A 19,041-nucleotide genomic window follows, 5' to 3' on the forward strand; every position below is an offset into this window, starting at 1 on the left:
AAGCCGAACCGCTCGTGGTCGGCTGCAACGCACCCTGGATGATTGCCTTGGTGCTGGAGACGTCGCGTGCGGTGACTAGTCCGGGGATGGAGACGAAGTTCGTGCAAATAGTGGAAATCGCCAGAAGACAGGGGTCAACCTGTGCCCCCCTGGCGGATTCGATGATCTCGTGACGAGCCTGCGCCGAAGTCGGAAGTTGCGAATCAGCTGAAACTGGGACAGGGGAGTGCAGAAGAAGGACGGCCCCGGCGAGCGCGCCGCCCGCAAGGGTCCGTTTCATGAAAATAGACACGTGCGTTGTCTCTCCTGTTGCATTCAGAGAAAACGCTTTGCGGCCATTCTTGGGAAGCTTAAGGGGTGGCGGGAGAAGCGTCGGTCGAATCAGGCGTGGAAGCTTGATAAGGGGTGCGCGTTTCTTTGCTTTCTGTAAAATTGAATCACCACATAAAAGCTCAATATACTTGTTGTGCTAATTAATTGGATAAGTGAATCATATTCACCAAAGTCGGATAATAGGGTGGCTAGACTGTGGTTGGACGCAGCTCTCGACGCCGTCCAGAACCGGCTGTGAGTCGAGGTCGGAGCCGTCGTCGTCGCCGTTGAAAACGCCCGCTCGCGGAATACGCTCCATCGTCGAGAAGTGTCCGTCATACATGATCTTCGTGCGTCGTACGCGTGACGTTGCGCGATATGCGCGGCTGGGAGATTCTCGGCCTGAATGGGGCGAAGCTTTTATGATTACGAGACGGAGGTGGAAAGTGGGCTCGCGTGGCAGGGCGACACCGGGGCGCGGAACGCCCGGCTATAGGCCGAGTGGGAGGTGCACATTGCCCGGCACCGGACACGCGGGTTGCGAAGATCGAAAACGAGTCGGGGAACGGAGTCGGTAAGGCGTGGTCTTCCCCGGCTTCAGCCGTGGGGAGGAGGTCAGGACGGGATGGGGATGTGGATCCTGGGCAGGCCCTTCGGCTCCTTGCCGGGATAGTCTCCACCCAGCATGGTGGCCACCGTGTAGAGATGCCAGGCCTGGTTGGGCTTCTTGAGGATGGGCTCGGCGAACAGCGTGCGAACCTCGTCGGGGTTGACGATGGGCGTCAGCAGGTCGAGGCGGCCCAGGACGTGGTCACGCATCAGGCCGGTCAGCTCCGCGCCGGGGCTGGTCCGCCAGTTCCAGCCACCGCCGCCGGTTTTCGGCGCGGTCAGCACCTGTGGTCTGCGCTGCCAGGGGTAGTACCGCTTCCCGGCGGTGAACCGCCACGGCTTGCCCTCGATCGGGATGTCCCTGAGCGACGGGGCCAGGACGCCGAGGAGCTCGTAGATGACCTCCTCCGACAGCCGCCAGGTCTGGTCGAGGCCCAGTGCGGCGCGGACCACCCGGTTGTCGAGGAACGGCCAGATCTGGTCGCCCCGGCGCAGCGAACCCGCCCGCGACCCCGCGTGCCAGCGGCCGACCTTGTAGGTGACGTACATGTGGTCGAGCGCCTCAAGCGGAGCCCGCTCTCGCCACGGCCCGGCCAGCTCGCGGGCGTGCTCGTTGGCCGCCTCGCTGAACAGCGCCGGATCCCGCAGGAAGGTCACGTCCACCCGGCGACGCAGCGCTTTCTCCCCCAGGTCGGACTGGAGTAGCAGCAGGCCGCCGGCCCGCAGGATCTCGCCGCTCTGCCCGGACATGGTCGGCCTGGCGCTGTAGGGGAGGTAGCCGACGACCGACTCGTACGCCGATGTCATCCCCTCGCAGGTGCGCAACGTCTCGTAGGCCCGCGCGAGCGGGTGCTCGACGACGATCGCGTCCTTCTTCTCGGCACGGGCCGGAGGGATGACCGTGTGCTCGATGCGGAGTGCCCTGGCGACGCGCCCGGAGAGGATCACGTCGGGGTGGGTGTCCAGGCCGTTGGTGGTCGCGCGCAGCGGGATGCCGGCCGCGTGCAGCACCGCGGCGATCAGGCGGCTGTCCCTGCCACCGGTGAGCGCGAGGTTCACCGGTTCACCGGCCGCGCGCAGCGGCTCCACGGTGGCCAGTAGCGCGTCGGCCAGCTCTCCGACGAGCTCCTTCTTTCGTCTGCGCGACTCCGGCACCGGCACGGCCGTCGGGAGCGGGGTCGTGGTGATCGTACGGGCGCCGCCCCTGACGGTCACCGACGAGGACGGCGGTAGCGCGCTCACCCCGAGGTAGGGCGTCTCGTCGGACAGGAAGTATCCCTGCCGGACCATCGACTGCAGCGCGAGCACGTCCCAGTCGACGCGCTCGCCGCAGGCGAGGTGAACCAGGAGCGCCCGGCTGCCGATCACGTGTACGTCGGGTGTCTCGGCGTGGTAGACCGGGCAGACCCGGTGGATCGCGGTGGCGGCCGACAGCTCGTCCTCCGTCGCCCGGAACACCGAGAAGCACCCGCCGACCGCCTCGGTGTCCAGTGTGGTCATGCCCGCCAGCCGGTTCACCTCGTCCGGTGCGGCCAGATAGCCGTTCACCCCGGTCACCCGGTCGTGCCCGGTCACCAGCGGAGGGGGCTGCCGCGAGTCGTCAGGCTCGTTGGTCCAGGCGAACAGGGTGACGCCGGGGCGGCGCCACTCGCGTGACCGGATGACCTCCGGCGGTACGGGGAACGCGCTGTCGATCGCGCTCCTGACACGATGCAGCATCGTCTCCGGTATTCCGGCTCCCGGGTGTTTGGCCGCGAGGCCGAGGTACACGCGCATGGTGCAGGATCCTATGTCGCGTTTTTTCAAGACAGTTAGGAGATCGGCCGGACAGCATGGCCGCCGTGAACGAGATCCGGACGCCTCGCCGTTCGAGCGGGCGCTCGGGTTCAGCGGACGGGATCCGGCCTGGAAGCCCTGATCACGTGCCGAACACGGTTTGCGCTCGCTTGGGTCAAGCTCCCGGCGGGTGGATGGAAGGAGCCGTCGTAGGGGGTGACATGCATCCCTAGGAGGCGACATGAAGTCACGCCCGCTTGCCACCGCACTCGTCGTGATCGCCCTGCTGTCCGCCGCCGCCTGCGGCGGGTCCTCGGACGGGGCAGGATCCGCCGGCCAGCCGATGCCCGAATCCGGCAAGCCGGTCCCGCAGCCCACCCTCGCCGAAACCGGTGACCGGGACACCGCCGAGGTTGAGGCCCCCGAGGCCGTCGCCACCAGGCAACGTGACACCGCCACCGAGCAGATCTCCACCTTCGCACTCGACGTGGACACCGCCTCGTACGGCTACAGCAGGCGGCTCCTCCAGGATGGCGGGCTGCCGGAGCCGGGCCAGGTCAGGCCCGAGGAGTTCGTCAACTCCTTCGCGCAGGACTACAGGGAGCCGGACGACGACGGCTTCACCGTGCACATGGACGGCGCTCGTACCCCAAAGAACGGCACCGCGCTGCTCCGCGTCGGCCTGCAGACCCGCAGGGCGGCCGCGGAGGCCCGGCGTCCGGCGAACCTCACCTTCGTGGTGGACGTGTCCGGTTCCATGAGCGAGCCCGGCAGGCTCGACCTGGTCAGGGAGGCCCTGCACAAGCTCGTCGACCAGCTCGGGCCCGGCGATCAGGTCGCTGTCGTGGCTTTCAGCGACCGGGCGGACACGGTCCTGTCCATGACCCCGGCAACTGACAGGGACCGGCTCCACGCCGCCGTCGAGCGCCTCGCCATAGGGCAGTCGACGAACCTGGAGGCGGGGTTGACCAGCGGTTACGCCGAGGCCGCGGAGAGCTTCAGGGCGGTGGCGGTCAACCGCGTCATCCTGCTCTCCGACGGACTGGCCAACGTCGGCGACACCACCTGGCAGGGCATCCTCGACCGGGTCGAGGATGCCGCCGGCAAGAAGATCACCCTGCTGTGCGTCGGCGTCGGCCGCGACTACGGCGACCGGCTGATGGAGCAGCTCGCCGACAACGGGGACGGTGCCGCGGTCTACGTCAGCTCCGTCGACGACGCGCGCAAGGTCTTCGTCGAGCAGCTCGCCACCAACCTCGACCTGCGTGCCCGCGACGCCAAGGCGCAGGTTGTGTTCAACCCCTCGGTCGTGGAGTCGTACCGTCTGATCGGCTACGAGAACCGGCAGCTCGCGACCGAGGACTTCCGTGACGATGCCAAGGACGGCGGCGAGGTCGGTCCCGGTCACTCGGTGACCGCCCTGTACGAGGTGCGGCTGCGCGGTGGGGCGTCGGGTCAGCTGGCCACCGCCACTGTACGCTGGCAGGACCCCGACACCCGCGACCCCGCCGAGGCCAGTCGCTCCCTCGCGGCCGGTGACCTGGCGGCCTCGCTGTGGCGGGAGTCCGCATCGAGGTTTCAGGTTGACGTGGTGGCCGCGGGCTTCGCCGAATATCTCCGCACGGGTGAGGGGATCGCCGGAGCGGCGCCCAAGGACCTCGCCGCCCACGCAACCCGCCTGGCCGCGTCCACCGAGGATCCCGCGGTGACCGAGCTCGCCACGCTGATCGAGAGGGCCATGTCGCTACGGTAGGCCCTCGCCCGTGCGTGCCCGCGCCGCCCGTGCGCGCCCCGCCGCCCGAGGCGAGCAGGCACCCGTGGGCGGGCCGCCCCGGCGGTTACAGGGTGTGGGGTGATTTCCTATACACTGGCGTGGACGCCGGGCCGGGCCCGGCGACATTCGGTTGACACCGAGGGGCTATGGCGCAGTTGGTAGCGCGCCTCCATGGCATGGAGGAGGTCTGGGGTTCGAATCCCCATAGCTCCACTCCTCACCGAAGGGCGGCCACGCGGCCGCCCTTCGCTGTTTCCCGGGACGATCGCTCTCAGCCGAGCTCGTAGTCGAGGTGGAAGGAGTGGGCGCCGTCGTCGTTGACGATCTGGCCCCCGCCCCGGATGCCCAGCAGTTCGCCGGTGCCCGAGTCGGGGAGGATCGTCCAGCTCAGCGCGGACTCCCCGGCGTGTGCCGTGGCCGTGTGATGGAGCACAAAGGTGCCCTTGCGGCCGTGCGCGGTGCCGGTACGTGTCCCCTTCGGGTACGGCTCTCCACCCGTGACCGCGACGGCGAGAAGGGGACGCCCTAGGAAAGACGCCATTTATCCATGTTCCAGGTGATGGTCGACTGTGCGGGGTTGGGGACGACGTTCTGGAGCGTCTCGTCCCACGCGCTGAGGCCCGGATGCTGGAACAGCGGGATGGTGGCCAGGTCACTCCAGAGCCGCTTCTCGATCTCGCCGATGATCGGGTCCTGGGCGGCCAGGTCCACCGTCGAGTTCAACTCCTTGATGAGGAGGTCGACCCGCCTGCTGGAGTAGCAGCCGTTGTTGTTGCCCTTGCTGTGGGCGTCGCACTTCTGCGGTGAGGTGAAGCTGGAGGCCCAGCCACTGACCAGGGACGAACCCGACCAGGCGAACAGCGCCACGTCGTAGCCGTTGGTCGGCATCACGGTGCCCAGGAAATCCTCGGAGCCCTTGTCGACGACCTTGAATCCGGCCTTGTTGCAGGAGTCGATGATGAGCTGCACCGCCGCGGTGCGGCGCGGGTTCGGGGTCTGGTAGCCGATGTTGACCTCCAGCCCCGTCTTGCCGGCTTTCCGCAGCAGTTCCCTGGCACCCGCGATGTCCTGTCGCGTGTAAACGTCGGCGCTGCCGCTGGCGGCCACGACCGCGGTGCTGTTGGTCTGGAACGGAGCCACGGTGCGGATCTGCAGGGGCCTGGCGGCGGGTGCGACGGGCTTGATCAGGCTGTCGACGATGAGCTGCCTGGGCACGCACCTGGCGAACGCCTCGCGCAGCCTCCTGTCGCGGAACGGACTGGAGTCGAAGTTGAAGTCCAGGTGCTCGTAGGTGTACTTGTCGGAGACGCTGACCTTCACCCCTCGCAGGGACTGCAACTGCTTGAGCACCTCGGGTCCCGGCTGTGGCTCGACGATCTGGACCTCGCGGTTCTGCAACGCCTGTGCCTGCTCGTCGAGGGTGATGAAACGCTCGACGATCGTCGGGGTCGCGGCGGGAGTGCCCCACCACCTGTCGTTGGCGATGAGGGTCAGCCGCTGTCCGGCGTCCAGTTTGGAGAGCTTGTACGGTCCCGAGGACGGGATCAGCCTGGCCTCGGGCAGTCTTCCCTCGGAGACCCAGCCGTCGTTGAAGAACCGGATGCCCTCGGCGAGCTTCTTCGCGTCGGTGTTCCTGACCGCCGCGATGAAGTCCTCCTCGGACAGGCCGTCCTGCTCGGCGACCACGTGGGCCGGCAGTATCTCGGTCGCGCCGGGGCCACCGGCCACCCAGTCCGCGAACGGCTTGTCATAGACCAGGGTGAACTCCTTGCCGCCCTTCTCGCAGTCGGGGACCTCGGTGTCCTGGACGCCGTTGGTGTCGGCGGAGGCGAAGCCCTTGACCTTGCCGGATCGGAAGGCCCACCACAGCATGACGTCGTCGCAGTCGATCGGGGTGCCGTCGGACCAGACCGCCTTGGCGTTGATCGTGTACTTGACGCTCAGCGGGGCGTCGGAGATCTTCTCGTAGGTTCCGAAGTCCCTGTCGGGGACGATCTCGCCTTTGTCGCCGTAGAACCAGAAACCCGTGCGCACCCGCTGCAGGGGCGCCGCGTTGCGCGTGGCGTTCTCGGCGGTGGTGTTGTTGTTGTAGGAGTGGAACTCCTGCTCGTACGCGTAGGTGATGGTCTCGGCCGGTCGGATCGACTCCGGGTCCGATGCCGTCGGGTCGTCCGCCGGATCGGTGTTCGCGCAGGCGCTGAGCAGGAGCGCGCCGCATGCCAGCAGTGTCAGGACCCCTGTCGGCCTTCGTGCGTGGAACACGGCACCACCCCTTCGGTCGCCCGTTCTCCGGCCGGCCCCGTACCGGTCGAGCGGAGCGCGAGCATCGTCACTCCCTCATGACCGGCGAGACCGGAGACCGGCCTCGCGTCTCCCCGTGACCATGCCGGATGCGAGACTCACAGTTGACGAGAATAGAAAAAACAGAACCTTTGAGCGAATTCTCCCAATATGTGAGACGGTCACTCCCGAACTCTGGACGTGTCCGCATACGGGAAGGGTGCCCGAGTAAGGGAACGCGACGGCACCGCCGGAGCGGATATGGCCCGATCCTTGTGGATGTTGACACTCGGGTCACTCGCGTGACGTGTTCTCCCCCTCGATTATGGGGCGCATGACAACGACTCTTCGGGCGCCCGACCGCAAGCTGCACCGCGCCTGGATCGTGGCGGGAGTCGCATTCGTGGCCATCCTCGGCGCGGCCGGGTTCCGGGCGACGCCCGGCGTGCTGATCACACCGCTCCAGGAGGAGTTCGGCTGGTCCCGGGGCACGATCTCGCTGGCCGTCTCGGTCAACCTCATGCTCTACGGGCTGACCGCGCCCTTCGCGGCCGCGCTCATGGACCGCTTTGGAATGCGCAGGATCGTGACGTACGCCCTGCTGCTGGTCGCCGCGGGCAGCGGGTTGACCATCCTGATGAACGCCCCCTGGCAACTCGTCCTGTGCTGGGGCGTCCTGGTCGGCCTCGGCACCGGCTCGATGGCCCTGGTCTTCGCCGCGACCCTCACCGAACGCTGGTTCGTCCGTCACCGCGGCCTCGTCACCGGCGTGCTCACCGCGGGCGGCGCCACCGGGCAGCTCGTCTTCCTGCCCGTCCTCGCGCACCTGGCGGCCGACAGGGGCTGGCGGTCGGCCGCGATCACGGTCGCCGTCGCGGCTCTGGTCGTGGTCCCCCTGGTCTGGTTCCTGCTGCGTGACCGGCCTGAGGACGTGGGCACCACAGCTCTGGGCGCCGACCCCGCCGCGCCCCCGGCTGTGCGGCCCACGCGGACCGGTGGCGCCGCCTCGCGGGCCCTCGGCGTGCTGTGGAGCGCCGCGCGGACGCGTCCCTTCTGGCTGCTCGCCGGAGGGTTCGCGATCTGTGGGATGAGCACCAACGGCCTGGTGGGTACCCACTTCATCCCTGCCGCCCACGACCACGGCATGGCCGAGCCGACCGCCGCCGGGCTGCTCGCGCTGGTCGGGATCTTCGACGTGGTCGGCACCGTGGCGTCCGGATGGCTGAGCGACAAGGTCGACTCGCGCGTCCTCCTCGGCGCCTACTACGGGCTGCGGGGTCTGTCGTTGATGGCCCTGCCAAGCCTGTTCGGGGCCACCGCCGAGCCCAGCATGCTCGTCTTCATCATCTTCTACGGCCTCGACTGGGTGGCCACGGTCCCGCCGACCGTCGCCCTGTGCCGCCAGATCTACGGTCCCGACGGGGCCGTGGTGTTCGGCTGGGTCTTCGCCTCCCACCAGATCGGCGCGGCGGTCGCCGCGGTCGCCGCGGGAGTCACCCGTGACCACTTCGGCGCCTACGACCTCGCCTGGTACGCCGCGGGGTTCCTCTGTCTCGCCGCCGCGCTCATGTCGGTGGTCATCACCAGGAAGCAGGCGTTCTTGAAGGCCTGACGTCATCCCTGTCCCGAAGGGATGGGCAGTTGGGGCACAGCCGTCCGGTGGGCCGGTGAGGAAGGTACTCGTTCCCGAAGTGTGATGGGGATCCCGCACGGGAAAACCGGATTTGTCGTACGCTCCCGATCGTGCTCGATGGGTTGGGTGGGACTCAGGGGACCCGGGAGACGGGTCCCGCGCCGACGTACGTGACCGCCGAGGCGGAGACGTCGGAGTTGCCGAAAATCGTGGCGGAGAGCCCCCCGAAGCCGTCGGACTCACCGGTGAAGCGGTCCCGTATCGGCGACCTGCCGATGCGAGTGATCTATCGCATCCTGGCCGTGGGCGTCGCGCTGGTCCTGGCCGCCGTCGCGACGGTGGTCGGTTTCGTCTCCTCGGGCTCCTCAGATCAACCGGGCGGGGGAAAGACGGGGCAGGTCGCCGCGCCATCTGCCGCGCCACCCTCGCCCGGTCCAGGCTCGCCGGAGCCGTCCGCCCCGGTGTCGGCGTCGGCTTCGGAGCAGGCGTCCCCATCGGAGAGCCCTGCCGAGACGGCCTCCCCCTCCCCCTCGCCTGAGGGCTGGGAGCCGGCACCCGACCGTAGCGCCGTCATCGCGGCGCTCGCCGACTCCCGGGTGCCCGCACTGCCGCGTGACAAGCGGCTCGGCCGGCTTCCCGGCAAGGTGTACAAGAGCAAGCGCCGCGTCGAGGACGACAGGTCGGGGGTGTCGCTGATCCGTTTCGGCAAGCCATGGAAGATCTTCGGTGCGTCGCCGTTCTCCACCAAGCAGGTGCTGCCGAAGGTGAAGGGGGTCGCTCACCGGGCGATGCTCGCGAGCTGTCCGGTGCCGATCCTGGTGCAGCGGAAGCCGAAGGACACCGCGCTGCTGGCGGCCCGGTGGACGCTCAACCACCATCCCAAGGGCAGCAGGATCGCGTGGGTCGCCTCGCAGCCGATCAAGGGCGGCTGGATGCTCGCCTACCGGGTGAAGTACAAGATCAAGAAAAAGACGCGCTCCTCCATGGCCGCCGTCGCCGTGGTCCAGGGTCCCGGCGCCAAGCCCGCGATGCTCTTCGTGACGATCCCCGACGCCCAGAGCAAGCGCTGGCGCGATATCAACACCGCGGTCTCCTCCCTCAGATTATTGAAGTAAGCCCCATCTGGGCAGGAATCGCGGTATCCGTGTGACCTGATGAAACTCGGCTGCCCGCCGGGGCGCCCGCCTTCGCCCCATGGCTGACCTTTGGCGGCCCCGTCGCGGGCCGACGCCTGGATGCGCTGCCCGCGGACCTCCGGCCGGACGCCCGTCGCAGGGGGTTTCCGCCTGTGGCGAAGGGGCGGCCGGAGCCGCGCTAGGCTCGGTCGGCGTGACCCGGATAGTCCTCGCCTCCGCATCCCCCGCCCGCCTCGCCCTGCTCCGCAGCGCCGGACTCGACCCAGGAGTGATCGTCAGTGGTGTGGACGAGGAGGCCGTCACCGCCGACAGCCCGAGCGAACTCAGCCTCGTGCTGGCCCGCGCGAAGGCGGCCGTGGTGGCCGAGGGCCTGACCGACGGCCTGGTCATCGGCTGCGACTCCGTGCTGGAGCTCGACGGCCGGGCCTACGGCAAGCCGTCCTCACCCGAGGAGGCGGTCGCCCGCTGGCGGGACATGCGCGGCCGCGAGGGCCGCCTGCTCACCGGCCACTGCGTGATCGACGCCGCGGACGGGCGCGAGGTGGCGGAGGTGGGTGCGACGGTCGTGCGCTTCGGTACCGCCACCGACGACGAGATCGCCGCCTACGTCACCACCGGCGAGCCTCTGCACGTGGCCGGAGCCTTCACCCTGGACGGCCGCGGCGGCTGGTTCGTCGACGGCATCGACGGCGACCACGGCAACGTCCTGGGCATCTCCCTGCCCCTGCTCCGTCGCCTCTTCGCGGCCCTCGGCGTCTCGGTACCCGACCTCTGGCAGCGCGCCTGACGTCTGCGGCCCCGCCCATCGGTGGCCTGCGTCCGCTTTCGCTCGCATACGGGGTATGAGGAGGAGACCGTACCCGTCCCTGTCGCCGTCCGATCCCGATAATCTTCCGGCATGGGTCATTTCCGCTCCTTTATGGACGGCATCGGGTTCTTCTTCCAGGGGCTGCGCTGGGTCGCGCGATATCCGCGCTGGTGGCTGTTCGGGGTGATCCCGGCTCTGATCGCGTTCGTCCTCTACGCGGTCGGCCTCTACCTCCTTGGCAAGAACGCGCTGGACATCGCCGCGTGGGGAACGCCGTTCGCCGACGGGTGGGGCGAGGCGGCGCGGACCGCGCTGCGCGCGCTGGTCGGGCTGGTGCTCTTCGGCACGGGGCTGGTCCTGTCCGTGGTGACCTTTACGGCGGTCACTCTCATTCTGGGCGATCCCTTCTACGAAAAGCTCTCCGAGAAGGTGGAGGAGACCTACGGGGAGGTGCCGACCGGCTACGAGCTCCCGCTGTGGAAGTCGATCCCCAGATCCATCAGGGACAGCCTGGTCACCCTCGGCTGGCTTTTGGTGTTCACGATCCCGCTGTTCTTCCTCGGCTTCGTGCCGGTGGTCGGGCAGACGGTGGTTCCGGTTCTGGGCGCCCTGGTCTCGGGTTTCTTCCTCACGATCGAACTGACCGCGCTGGCCCTGGAGCGCAGGGGAATGGTGCGCAAGAGCCGCTTCGGCCTGCTCCGTGCGAACAAGGCCCCCGTGCTCGGCTTCGGGGTCCTGCTCTTCCTGCTCTTCCTCGTCCCGTTCGTCGCGGTCATCGCGATGCCTCCCGCCGTGGCCGGGGCGGCCATCATGGTCCGCACTCGTCTGGCGCCGGCCGTCCTGTCGGCGGAGCGGGCGGACGGGGGGCCGCGCATCGACAGGGGTATCTGAGCAGCGCGGGTCTCACGCGAATCCGGGCTGCGTGGCCGTGAACCCCTGGCGGTGAACCCCTTTCTGTGGACGGCCACAGGCTCTGTCCACAGAAAGGGGTTCGGGCCGAAAGACGCGGGACCGGGTCCGGGAGGCTTCCGGCCATGACAACAGACAGCCAGGACTCGCCCGAGTCCCTGTTTCCGCCCGTCTCGCAGCCCCGGCTTCTGCTCGGTTCCACCGAAGACGTCCTGGGCGCGGTTCCCTACCTGCTGGGGTTCCACCCCGCGGAGAGCCTGGTCGTCATCGGCCTCACGGGTGGTCTGCCCAGAAGCAGGTTGCACCTCACCGTCCGATGGGACCTGCCCCTGGCGTCCGGCGGTCTCGGCGAGATCGTTCCGCTCTTCCAGAAGGAGGACGTCACCCAGGTCGTCATGGTCGGTTACGGCCCAGGCCCGCTGGTGACCCCGGCCATCGACGAGGCCGGGGCACTGTTCCGCCGGGGCGGTCTCACCGTTGTCGACGCACTCCGGGTGGAGGGCGGCCGTTACTGGTCGTACGGCTGCTCACAGACCGACTGCTGTCCGGTCGACGGTGTGCCGTACGAGCGGCGGGCCACCGTCGTCGCGGCCGAGGCGGTCCTGCACGGGCTGGTCGCGTGGCCGGACAGGCAGGCGCTGGAGCGCTCACTCGACCCGGTCGCCGGGCCCGCGCGGGCGGCCATGCGTGAGGCGACGGGCCGCCTCATGGAGGAGCTGAGCGGCAGACTGACCGGATGTCGTGACGCCGACGAGTTCGCTGTGGAGTTCGTCGCGGAGGGGGTGGCGAGGGTCCGTGAGGCGATCGCCACCTGCGCCTCGGGCGGTCGGCTCGACGACGACCAGGCGGTCAGGCTGGGGCTCGACCTGGCGGTGATCAGGGTTCGCGACGAGGCGTGGGCGCTGGTCGGCGACGACAGCCATGACGTGCATCTCAAGCTCTGGCACGACCTCACCCGGAGGCTGGAACCGAGGTTCGTGCCCCCGGCAGCCTCACTGCTCGGCCTGGTCGCCTGGCGGCGGGGCGACTCCGCGCTGGCGGGCGTCGCCCTCACCCGGGCGCTTGAGGCCGATCCCGGCTACTCGATGGCTCACCTGCTCACGCACGCGGTCCGCCACCTGGTCCCGCCACACGCCCTCAACGACAGGATGCCCAGCCCCGAGGAGCTGGACCAGGAGATGGGCAGCCCGAAGATGGCCTGGCTGCTCCCGATGGCCGCATTGCTGGAAGAACCCGGCGGTCCCGTTCACGATGCGACCACCGGGTTCCTGGCTCAGCTCTCCGCGCGTTTCTGGCGCTCGTTGTAGGCCCTCATCCTGGGGGGATAGCCGGTCAGTTGCACGTCGTAGACGGGCAGGGACAGGTCGCGGGCCACCTTGCGGATCACCGCGGGGGAGCCGACCCGGCGCCGGGTCCACTCGCCGTCGTCGGCGACGGCCACCGCCGTGGTGTCGGTCGCGAAGGTCTCTGGCTCGACGTAGAACTCCACGCCCCGGCGTGACTTCGCGAAGGCGATGAGCGTCTCGATGTCGGCGTCGGTCGCATCACGGTCGAACTTGGCGATTTTCGGCCCGCGCAGGCGCCTCAACCCATAGCGATCTCGCCATCTCATGTCTCTTTGTATACCTCTCCTGCTCGGTTCGCGGTGAAAGGCCAGGGGTGGATTTCAGGGGCCTATGGGGGTTCATCCTGATATACGGGGCCGACAATGTGGACGAGCATTGAGATCGAAGAGGCGACGAAAGGGTATCGGTCTCATGGCAGGCACAATGACATCGGCGGGCCAGGGGTACGGGCACGGGGGAGTGCCGGTGAGCGGCCCCGCTCCCGGTTACGCGGGGCTCCGGGTCGGCGACCAGGATCGTGAGCGGGTGGTCGAGCACGTCCAGGCAGCCTATGCGGAGGGAAGGCTCGACAGAGTCGAGTTCGACGACAGGCTGGAGCGGGCGATGACGGCACGCGTCCACGGCGACCTCATTCCGATCATGAACGAGCTGTACGGCACGCAGCCGGTCCGGCCCGCCTTCCAACCGCCGGCCACATCTCAGGCGGCGTACGGCCACCACGGGCACCTCGGCAGGCGGGATGGCGACACCGGAGCGGATCGTCTGGGCGCGGCGGCGGCGCACATGCTCTCGCTGGCCGGCCTGCCCATCCTCGGCCCGCTGGTCATGATGCTCACCGCGGGCAAGACCTCGCCCTACATCCGGGCGCACTCGGTGGAGGCTCTCAACTTCCAGCTGACGCTGATCGCGGCCACCATCGTGCTGGCGATCACGGTTGTGGGCGTCGTCCTGACGCCACTGCTCTGGATCGGCGGCGTGGTCCTGTCCGTGATCGGTGGCGTCGCGGCGATGGGCGACGGCGACTTCCGCTACCCCCTCACGCTGCGCCTTGTGAAGTGACACCCAGAAGGCCGGGGCTCGGGACAGGAGGTCAGAGCATGAGGGAGCGGACCGTGTCCACGGTGTCGGCCGTCTCCGCCGTCTTGTCGGGGCGGTAGCGGACGACCCTGGCGAAGCGCAGAGCCATACCGCCGGGGTAACGGCTTGACAGCTGCACGCCGTCGAAGGCGATCTCGACGACCAACTCGGGGCGGACGGCGACCGTCCAGCCGTCGGTGGGGCCCTCGGCGATGCCGAGGAAGCGGTCGGTCTGCCAGGCGAGCAGCTCGTCGGTCAGGCCCTTGAAGGTCTTGCCGAGCATGACGAATCCGCCGCTTCGCGGGTCGCGGGCGCCCAGGTGCAGGTTGGACAGCCTGCCCTCGCGGCGGCCGTGGCCCCATTCGGCGGCCAGGACGACGAGGTCGAGCGTGTGCCGGGGCTTCACCTTGATCCAGCCGGCTCCGCGCCTCCCGGCGGCGTAGGGCATCAGGAGCGACTTGATCACCACACCCTCATGACCGCTCCTGATCGCGTCCTTGAAGAACGCCTCACCGTCCGCGACGTCGCCGGTGACAAGGCGCGGGGTCACCAGCTCCGGGGGCACGGCCGCGGCCAGGGCCGCATGGCGGTCCTCGCCCGGCAGGTCGAGCAGGTCGGCGCCGTCGACCCGCAGCGCGTCGAAGAAGAAGACGCTCAAGGGGGTCTTCTCGCGTACTCGCGACACGTCGGTGCGGCTGGACACACGGCCGGAGGTGACCTGGAAGGGCTCGGGGCGGCCGTCGGGGCGCAGTGCGATGACCTCGCCGTCGAGAACCAGGTCGCTGGAGGGCAGGGCGCTCACCGCCTCGACCAGTTCGGGCACCTGGGTGGTGATGTCGTCGAGGGCACGGGTGAAGACGGACACCCGGTCGCCGGAGCGGTGTGCCTGGACCCTGACCCCGTCGAGTTTCCACTCGACGGCGACCGGGCCGCCGAGCTTGCCGAACGCGGTCGCGACGGAGGCGGCGCTCTGGGCGAGCATCGGCGACACCGGCCGGCAGACCTCCAGGTGGAAGGCACGCAGCGCCTCGACCCCGCCTGACAGGGCGGCGGCACCGACGGCGGGTAGCCGGCCGTGAAGCGTCAGCGCCCGCCTGACCTCGGCGGCCGGAACCTTGGCCGCCTTCGCCACGGCCTCGATCATCACCCCTTCGAGCGCACCCTGGCGCAGCTCGCCCCGGAGCAACCGTGACAGGAAGACCTGTTCCTGGCGGGTTAGGGCACCGAACAGCTCGGCGACGAGCGTCCTGCGTGCGTTCTGCGAGCCGGGACCGGCCAGGGACTTGACGCGGTCGAGGAGGTCGTGGACCTCGCGCAGGGTGGCGGTGGCGACCAGCCGGGGTTCGGGTGGATCCTGCAGGCTCGTCCAGCCCACACCGACGTTGCGCTGTGGCAGCTCTCCGGAGAGGTAGGCGATGGCGATCTCCGCCTCGTCCGGCTCGACCCGGCCGAGCAGCTCCGCGAGGTGGGCGGTCTTCGCCAGCCGGGCGGAGCCGGCGGCCACGGCCGCCGAGGTACGCGCGAGGTCGATCAGCAACACAGTGGCCAGCCTAAGAGCTGTAAGCGACATTTCGGTGAGGCGAGGGTCTGCTTTTCACGGGCCGTCGCATTCCCGGAAGGGGGGAGGAGCCCCTCGAAGCGCGTCACCCCCCGAAAACACGCGCGAAAACGGGTGGGCGGGCGGACCGCCCCCGTTACCGATGTTCGATGTCCGCTCGTGCGGGGACATCGGGATTCGGTGGTGAGGGCGGCCCGCCCGCCGGTGCTGTCTCGCCTCCCGGGCGTCAGCTCACGCCGAGCAGGTCCACGACGAAGATGAGCGTCTCGCCCGGCTTGATGCGGCTTCCCGCACCGGCGTTGCCGTAGCCGAGGTGCGGCGGGATGGTGAGGCGGCGACGGCCGCCGACCTTCATGCCCGCGACGCCCTGGTCCCAGCCCGCGATGACCCGGCCCCCGCCCAGCGGGAACTGGAAGGTGTCGCCGCGGTTCCACGACGCGTCGAACTCCTCGCCTGTCGAGAAGGCCACGCCGACGTAGTGCACGGTGACCTGGTGCCCCGGCTTGGCCTCCGGGCCGTCCCCTACGACGATGTCGACGATCTCCAGCTCCGAGGGCGGGGTGCCTTCCGGAAAGTCGATCTCCGGCTTCTCCAGTGCCACGTGGTTCTCCTTGGTTGGATACGCGCCGGTCGATTTCCGACCGGCCGGACGACTCTACGGGGTCCGGCGCCGCCACGAGAGCCACGGGGACCGGGTGGCTTCCGAGTCGTCCTCCGGAAAGGACCGTGCGGAGCGGCCGGGAGACGGGACGCACACGGGATTCACCACCGGAGTTGCGCGCCGTGCACGCCGCGATCGCGGACGGGGCGGACGTGCGTGGTTACCTGGTCTGGTCGCTACTGGATAATTTCGAGTGGGCCGAGGGGTACCGGCGGAGGTTCGGGATCGTACATGTCGACTTCGCCACCCAGCGGCGCCTGCTCAAGGACAGCGCACGGTGGTACCGCGAGGTCATCGCGCGCAACGGACTGTAGGGGAACACGATGAAACGACCCACCCCGGAGGCGGTCGCCGCCCGTGCCGGGGTCTCCCGGTCGACTGTCTCCCGGGTGGTGAACGGCCAGACCACGGTCACCGCCGACATCCGAGAACTGGTCATGCGCGCGGTGAACGAGCTCGGCTACGTCCCCAACGGGGCGGCGAGGAACCTGGCGACCCAGCGGACCAACTCGGTCGCGCTGGTCGTCTCGGAGTCGCCGAACCGGGTGTTCTCCGACGACCCGATGTTCTCCACGGTCATCCGCTCGGCCGGCCTGGAGCTGGAGGCCGTCAACAAGCAGGTCGTGCTGCTGCTGGCCGGGTCGCCGGAGAGCCACGCCCGGGTGGAGAACTACATAGCCGGCGGTCACGTCGACGGCGTCATGCTCGTGTCGAGCCATGGCGGAGGACCCGCCGAAACAGTGATCATGCCCACCGAACTGGCCGTCAGGGCATCGTCGTAGACCCCCTGACGATCAGCTCGGTGGGGAGCGTCACCTGCGCCTTCTCCTCCAGATCGAGCACCATGCGCGCGAGCCTCCGTCCCATCTCGACGGTCGGCTGCCTGACCGTGGTCAGCGGGGGCTCGGCGTAGGAGGCGGCGGGGATGTCGTCGAAACCGACGATCGCGACGTCGCCGGGGACCTGCCGCCCCGCCTGGCGCAGGGCCGGCAGCGCGCCCAGGGCCATCAGGTCGTTGGCCACGAACACCGCGTCGATCTCCGGGTCGTCGGCGAGCAGCTGCCGCATCGCGACCGCACCGGACTCGCGGGTGAAGTCGCCGACCGCGACGATGGAGCGTCGGTCGGAGTCGCGCAGCACGGCGCGGTAGCCGTTGAGCCGATCGATCCCGGCGATCATGTCCTGCGGTCCCGCGATGGTCGCGATCCGGCGGCGCCCCTGCTCCACCAGGTGCCGCACCGCGCGCTCGGCGCCGCCGGCGTTGTCCATGTCCACGTACGGCAGACTGCTGGGCACGCTGGGCCGGCCGCTGCACACCACCGGCACGCCGCGCCTGGCGAGGACGCCGGGCAGCGGGTCGGTCCCGTGCATCGAGGCGATGATCACGCCGTCCACGTGGCCGTTGGTGGCGTAACGCTCGACTCGCTGGTAGCCGCCCGCCAGGCCGGTGAGCATCAGCACGAGCTGCTTGTCGGCCTCCTCGATCTCCATGCTGACCCCGCGGATGATCCCGGAGAAGGTGGGGTCCTCGGAGAAGACCCTGGTCGCCGGTTCGGGGAAGACGAGGGCGATCGAGTCGGCCCGCTGGGTGACCAGGCTCCGTGCCGCCTGGTTGGGCACGTAGCCCAGCTCGTCCACGGCGCGGTTGACCGCCTCACGGATCTGCGGCGCCACGCGCGTGGAGCCGTTGACCACGCGCGAGGCGGTCGCTCGGGACACACCGGCTCGGGCGGCCACCTTCTCCAGGGTCGGACGGGCCCTCACAGTCCGTTCCGGCGTACGACCTTGCTGTACCACAGGGCGCTGTCCTTGGGGATACGGCGTTGAGTCCGGTAATCGACATGTACGACGCCAAAGCGTTTGCGGTACCCTTCGGCCCACTCGAAATTGTCCAGCAGGGACCAGACGAGGTAGCCGCGCAGGTCCGCACCCCCTTCGATGGCCGCGTGCGCCGCGCGCAGGTGCCCGTCGAGATACGAGAGGCGGCCGACGTCGTGCACCTCGCCGTTCTCGACGACGTCGTCGTAGGCGGCGCCGTTCTCGGTGATGATCAGTGGGGTGCCCGGATAGTCGCGCGAGAGCCGCAGGAGCAGGTCGGTCAGGCCGAGCGGCTGGACCGGCCAGCCCATCGCGGTCTTCGGCGCGTCGGCGAGGCCGAAGGCGATGCCCTCGCTGCCCGGGTAGACGGGGTTGGCGGGCTCGCCGACGCGGGCGGCCACGGTCTGCGGGTGGTAGTAGTTCACGCCCAGCAGGTCGATCGGCCGGCTGATGATCTCCAGGTCTCCGTCCTGGACGAAGGACCAGTCGGTGAAACGGCGGGTCCGCTCCACGACGTCGGCGGGATACTCGCCGCGGAGTATCGGGTCCAGGAAGATCCGGTTCTGCAGGCCGTCGACGAGTTCGGTCGCCGCGACGTCGTCGCCGAGCACGGGGGCGAGGTTGAGCGTGATGCCGACCTTGGTGGCGCCCGAGGCGCGCAGCGCCTGGACCGCCAGGCCGTGGCCGAGCAGTAGGTGGTGGGTGGCGGCGAAGCCCAGCGCGGGCTCGGCGAGGCCGGGAGCGTGGATGCCCGAGGCGTAGCCGAGGAAGGCCGAGCACCAGGGCTCGTTCAGGGTGGTCCACGTCTCGACCCGGTCACCCAGCCGGCCGTGCGTGATCGCGGCGTAGTCGGCGAAGTGCGCGGCGGTCTCCCTGTTGGTCCAGCCACCGCGATCCTCCAGCGTCTGCGGCAGGTCCCAGTGGTAGAGCGTCACGATCGGGGTGATGCCCGCGCCGAGGAGTTCGTCGACGAGACGGTCGTAGAAGTCCAGGCCGCGCGGGTTCACCGGGCCCGAGCCGTCGGGCTGCAGGCGGGGCCAGGAGATGGAGAAGCGGTAGGCCGCGAGGCCGAGGTCGCGCATGATGGCGACGTCCTCGGGGTAGCGGTGGTAATGGTCGCATGCGACGTCACCGGTGTGGCCCGCGTGGACCTTGCCGGGGGTCCGGGAGAAGGTGTCCCAGATCGAGGGCCCCCTGCCGTCGTCCCGGGCGGCGCCCTCGATCTGGTAGGCCGCGGTCGCGGCACCCCAGACGAAGCCCTCGGGAAACCTCGGCACGCCGGAGTCCCGAAGGTCGTAGGACTTTTCGGCGGACATGGTCATGTCCTCACCGTCCCATTCTGTT

General features: G+C 69.2%; 17 protein-coding genes and 1 tRNA gene. 10 read left to right on the top strand and 8 right to left on the bottom strand.

Annotated elements, in window-relative coordinates:
* Nucleotides 1-927 precede the first annotated feature (927 nt).
* Nucleotides 928-2,697, bottom strand: a complete 1,770-nt coding sequence (locus OIE13_RS04245) for an asparagine synthase-related protein (RefSeq protein ID WP_326829556.1) — start codon at nucleotides 2,695-2,697, stop codon at nucleotides 928-930.
* 241 nt (nucleotides 2,698-2,938) lie between these two features.
* Here OIE13_RS04245 and OIE13_RS04250 point away from each other — a divergent pair, with 241 nt between their 5' ends.
* Nucleotides 2,939-4,450 carry a vWA domain-containing protein gene (locus tag OIE13_RS04250; RefSeq protein ID WP_326829557.1) on the top strand — a complete coding sequence of 504 codons (1,512 nt, stop codon included), beginning with the start codon at nucleotides 2,939-2,941 and terminating at the stop codon, nucleotides 4,448-4,450.
* Between the two features lie 161 nt (nucleotides 4,451-4,611).
* Nucleotides 4,612-4,684: transfer RNA gene (locus tag OIE13_RS04255), tRNA-Ala, on the top strand.
* A 58-nt stretch (nucleotides 4,685-4,742) separates the two neighbouring features.
* Here the strand turns inward: OIE13_RS04255 and OIE13_RS04260 are convergent.
* The gene (locus OIE13_RS04260; RefSeq protein ID WP_326829558.1) at nucleotides 4,743-5,012 is read right to left on the bottom strand and encodes a DUF3224 domain-containing protein; all 270 of its coding nucleotides are present in this window, start codon (nucleotides 5,010-5,012) and stop codon (nucleotides 4,743-4,745) included.
* On the bottom strand, nucleotides 4,997-6,733 hold the full coding sequence (locus OIE13_RS04265) for an ABC transporter family substrate-binding protein (RefSeq protein WP_326642675.1): 1,737 nt from the start codon (nucleotides 6,731-6,733) through the stop codon (nucleotides 4,997-4,999). The genes OIE13_RS04260 and OIE13_RS04265 overlap by 16 nt, the downstream gene beginning before the upstream one ends.
* 352 nt (nucleotides 6,734-7,085) lie before the next feature.
* Here OIE13_RS04265 and OIE13_RS04270 point away from each other — a divergent pair, with 352 nt between their 5' ends.
* From OIE13_RS04270 to OIE13_RS04290, 5 genes are all read left to right on the top strand, one after another.
* Nucleotides 7,086-8,363 carry an MFS transporter gene (locus tag OIE13_RS04270; RefSeq protein ID WP_326642672.1) on the top strand — a complete coding sequence of 426 codons (1,278 nt, stop codon included), beginning with the start codon at nucleotides 7,086-7,088 and terminating at the stop codon, nucleotides 8,361-8,363.
* Nucleotides 8,364-8,494: 131 nt separating this feature from the next.
* Nucleotides 8,495-9,499 carry a hypothetical protein gene (locus tag OIE13_RS04275; protein ID WP_326642670.1) on the top strand — a complete coding sequence of 335 codons (1,005 nt, stop codon included), beginning with the start codon at nucleotides 8,495-8,497 and terminating at the stop codon, nucleotides 9,497-9,499.
* Between the two features lie 214 nt (nucleotides 9,500-9,713).
* A complete protein-coding gene (locus tag OIE13_RS04280; RefSeq protein WP_326642668.1) occupies nucleotides 9,714-10,307 on the top strand; it encodes a Maf family protein in 594 nt (197 codons plus the stop codon).
* A gap of 111 nt (nucleotides 10,308-10,418) precedes the next feature.
* Entirely contained in the window at nucleotides 10,419-11,219 is an 801-nt protein-coding gene (locus OIE13_RS04285; RefSeq protein ID WP_326642666.1) for an EI24 domain-containing protein, read from the top strand.
* A 143-nt stretch (nucleotides 11,220-11,362) separates the two neighbouring features.
* Complete coding sequence (locus OIE13_RS04290) at nucleotides 11,363-12,544, top strand: DUF4192 domain-containing protein (protein ID WP_326642664.1); 1,182 nt, start codon at nucleotides 11,363-11,365, stop codon at nucleotides 12,542-12,544.
* Here OIE13_RS04290 and OIE13_RS04295 read toward each other — a convergent pair.
* Nucleotides 12,511-12,849: a hypothetical protein gene (locus OIE13_RS04295; protein ID WP_326642662.1), complete on the bottom strand. Its 339-nt coding sequence runs from the start codon at nucleotides 12,847-12,849 to the stop codon at nucleotides 12,511-12,513. The two genes, OIE13_RS04290 and OIE13_RS04295, sit on opposite strands and share 34 nt — an antisense overlap.
* Nucleotides 12,850-12,994: 145 nt before the next feature.
* On the opposite strand from OIE13_RS04295, the gene OIE13_RS04300 reads away from it, so the two are divergent.
* A complete protein-coding gene (locus tag OIE13_RS04300; protein ID WP_326829559.1) occupies nucleotides 12,995-13,642 on the top strand; it encodes a DUF1707 and DUF4870 domain-containing protein in 648 nt (215 codons plus the stop codon).
* A 31-nt stretch (nucleotides 13,643-13,673) separates the two neighbouring features.
* Here the strand turns inward: OIE13_RS04300 and OIE13_RS04305 are convergent, their stop codons facing one another.
* Complete coding sequence (locus OIE13_RS04305; RefSeq protein WP_326642658.1) at nucleotides 13,674-15,200, bottom strand: ATP-dependent DNA ligase; 1,527 nt, start codon at nucleotides 15,198-15,200, stop codon at nucleotides 13,674-13,676.
* Between the two features lie 244 nt (nucleotides 15,201-15,444).
* The gene (locus OIE13_RS04310; protein ID WP_326642656.1) at nucleotides 15,445-15,819 is read right to left on the bottom strand and encodes an FKBP-type peptidyl-prolyl cis-trans isomerase; all 375 of its coding nucleotides are present in this window, start codon (nucleotides 15,817-15,819) and stop codon (nucleotides 15,445-15,447) included.
* Nucleotides 15,820-16,001: 182 nt separating this feature from the next.
* On the opposite strand from OIE13_RS04310, the gene OIE13_RS04315 reads away from it, so the two are divergent.
* Both OIE13_RS04315 and OIE13_RS04320 read left to right on the top strand, forming a co-directional pair.
* Entirely contained in the window at nucleotides 16,002-16,193 is a 192-nt protein-coding gene (locus tag OIE13_RS04315) for a family 1 glycosylhydrolase (protein ID WP_442816038.1), read from the top strand.
* A gap of 9 nt (nucleotides 16,194-16,202) precedes the next feature.
* Nucleotides 16,203-16,661, top strand: a complete 459-nt coding sequence (locus OIE13_RS04320; RefSeq protein WP_326829560.1) for a LacI family DNA-binding transcriptional regulator — start codon at nucleotides 16,203-16,205, stop codon at nucleotides 16,659-16,661.
* Here the strand turns inward: OIE13_RS04320 and OIE13_RS04325 are convergent.
* Both OIE13_RS04325 and OIE13_RS04330 read right to left on the bottom strand, forming a co-directional pair.
* Nucleotides 16,645-17,643 carry a LacI family DNA-binding transcriptional regulator gene (locus OIE13_RS04325; RefSeq protein ID WP_326829561.1) on the bottom strand — a complete coding sequence of 333 codons (999 nt, stop codon included), beginning with the start codon at nucleotides 17,641-17,643 and terminating at the stop codon, nucleotides 16,645-16,647. The two genes, OIE13_RS04320 and OIE13_RS04325, sit on opposite strands and share 17 nt — an antisense overlap.
* The gene (locus OIE13_RS04330) at nucleotides 17,640-19,019 is read right to left on the bottom strand and encodes a GH1 family beta-glucosidase (protein WP_326829562.1); all 1,380 of its coding nucleotides are present in this window, start codon (nucleotides 19,017-19,019) and stop codon (nucleotides 17,640-17,642) included. Before OIE13_RS04330 ends, OIE13_RS04325 begins: the two co-directional genes overlap by 4 nt.
* Nucleotides 19,020-19,041 lie beyond the last annotated feature (22 nt).

The sequence above is a fragment of the Streptosporangium sp. NBC_01810 genome (assembly GCF_035917355.1).
In the GTDB taxonomy this organism is placed as follows: Bacteria; Actinomycetota; Actinomycetes; order Streptosporangiales; family Streptosporangiaceae; genus Streptosporangium.

Excerpts from the sequence above, each read along its gene's own strand:
- OIE13_RS04245 (WP_326829556.1), bottom strand. The coding sequence starts at position 2,697 with ATGCGCGTGTACCTCGGCCTCGCGGCCAAACACCCGGGAGCCGGAATA.
- OIE13_RS04250 (WP_326829557.1), top strand. The coding sequence starts at position 2,939 with ATGAAGTCACGCCCGCTTGCCACCGCACTCGTCGTGATCGCCCTGCTG.
- OIE13_RS04260 (WP_326829558.1), bottom strand. The coding sequence starts at position 5,012 with ATGGCGTCTTTCCTAGGGCGTCCCCTTCTCGCCGTCGCGGTCACGGGT.
- OIE13_RS04270 (WP_326642672.1), top strand. The coding sequence starts at position 7,086 with ATGACAACGACTCTTCGGGCGCCCGACCGCAAGCTGCACCGCGCCTGG.
- OIE13_RS04285 (WP_326642666.1), top strand. The coding sequence starts at position 10,419 with ATGGGTCATTTCCGCTCCTTTATGGACGGCATCGGGTTCTTCTTCCAG.
- OIE13_RS04290 (WP_326642664.1), top strand. The coding sequence starts at position 11,363 with ATGACAACAGACAGCCAGGACTCGCCCGAGTCCCTGTTTCCGCCCGTC.
- OIE13_RS04295 (WP_326642662.1), bottom strand. The coding sequence starts at position 12,849 with ATGAGATGGCGAGATCGCTATGGGTTGAGGCGCCTGCGCGGGCCGAAA.
- OIE13_RS04300 (WP_326829559.1), top strand. The coding sequence starts at position 12,995 with ATGGCAGGCACAATGACATCGGCGGGCCAGGGGTACGGGCACGGGGGA.
- OIE13_RS04320 (WP_326829560.1), top strand. The coding sequence starts at position 16,203 with ATGAAACGACCCACCCCGGAGGCGGTCGCCGCCCGTGCCGGGGTCTCC.
- OIE13_RS04330 (WP_326829562.1), bottom strand. The coding sequence starts at position 19,019 with ATGACCATGTCCGCCGAAAAGTCCTACGACCTTCGGGACTCCGGCGTG.